The 1,663-nt window shown below is 60.9% G+C and carries 1 protein-coding gene; it reads right to left on the bottom strand.

Translation table 11 applies throughout. The features are described from left to right. On the bottom strand, window positions 1-1,416 hold a 1,416-nt coding region (locus tag ACFPOU_RS02345), incomplete at its 3' end, for a type VI secretion system Vgr family protein (RefSeq protein WP_379716629.1). Window positions 1,417-1,663 lie beyond the last annotated feature (247 nt).

The following is a 1,663-nucleotide window of genomic DNA, read 5'->3' as shown; positions in this document are numbered from 1 at the left end:
GTAGACGACGGCCACTTCCTCGCCGACGCGGGGCAAGCGAATCTGCCCGAATTCGTTGCCAGCGGCGGGCGTCATCACCCGGATCCACGGCGAGCTGTTCTCGTCATACTTGTCCAGCCGGTTCCAGTGGAACTGCAGCTTCACCCGCCCGTAGCCGTCCGTATGGATTTCAGCGCCGGCCGGGCCGACGACGATTGCCGTGTGCAGCCCCATATGGGTACCGGGCTCGCTGTTGTAGTTGCGGCCAGGGCGCCAGCGGATGTCCTTGCGGATGCAGGTAAGCCGGTTTTCGTAGTGCGAGGGTGCGCCCGGCCCGGCCTGGTAGTTATTCGCCGCCTCATGGTCGACAGACAAAATGAGGTAGAAGCGGTCGTCGATACTGCGACGCGGTTCGGGATCGTATTCGCGCGAGCGCGGCTCGGCGCTGAAATGGCCGCCGAGCTTGAACGTGCGGCCCGGCAGTACGCTTCGGTCGTTTCCCGCCGCCTCGAAGTACTGCGTATCCTTGTCTGCCTCCTCCATGCGTCGCATCGCCAACTCTTCGCCGTCGCTGCGCATGCGAAAGCCGTAGGAACCGGTGTCCTCGTAGACTTCGTAGGGAAAGATATCGCCTTGCTGGTTGAGTGAATTTGCTTGGGCGCGCTGCGCGCTGGGGTTCTTGTAATCGAACGTCGCCAGTGTGGTCTGGCCCGAGCCCAGACGCCGGACAGCAGTCCACTCGTGAATGCCGTCGTCCTCGAGCGAGCCACTCTTGTCGTGGAACGGGATCACGTACGCTTCCTCATCGATCGGTTCGGACAGGAAGCTGTTGTCCGAGATCATGAGCCTGTGGCGGCCGAATTCGTGCTCGTACCAGTAGTGCAGGCCAAGCGCTTCCCAGCGCCGGTGCAAGTGGTTGTAGTCGGTCTCGTTATGCTGGTTGGCGACGGTCAGCTTCGACTCGTCGATTGGGTACATGTGCCAATCGGCTTGGCGGTAGTGCTTCAGCGTTTCCTCGGTAATCTCGCGGACGCTTTTACCGTGGAACGAGACGTTATCCTTGCGCAGTCGTGCGAATGCGAGCCACGGCTCCAGCACCATCTGGTAGAAGGCGAAGCCGCCATCGGTGCGCAGGAAGCGGAACTCGGTGATATGGCCGTTGAAGTAGCGTAGCGACCCGTCTTCGCGCACCAGGGAGATCGTCACCATCCGGCCCATCAGCATTTTCAGGGGGATCCGTGCCTCGTCCGACAATACCTCGACCGTGACGCGGAAACCGCGCGAGACTTCCTCGCGGGCGACGAGCTTGTTCGGCAGCAGGATGGCGGGCGGCCCATCCTCGAACGGAAAATCCAGCCGCATCAGGCGGTTGTGTTGCGAGTTGCCGCTGAACGCCGACAGCGCGGCACCGGCCGCGATTACCTGGCTTACGCCCATTGACTGCCTCCGATAGCCGCTCGGCATCGCCGTAGCGCAAGTGGAAAATTGTCCAGCGGCTACGTTACCTCGGTGTCGCCAATGCGAAATTGATGACAATCAATACGTTTCCCTGAGCCATGTCTACAGTTTTCCTGACTGCAGTTTTATCGAACCGCTTTGATAGGTGGACCTGGCATGCCGAAAAACCCCCTGTGTCAGGATAGTTGTCGCGTCATCTCATTCATCGACATCGTAGAGGGGGCGG

Origin of the sequence: Massilia jejuensis, assembly GCF_042656795.1 — a bacterium.
GTDB classification, from domain to species: Bacteria; Pseudomonadota; Gammaproteobacteria; order Burkholderiales; family Burkholderiaceae_D; genus Telluria; species Telluria jejuensis.
Note: the sequence above shows the minus strand (reverse complement) of the source record. Positions and strands in the feature narration are given on the sequence as shown.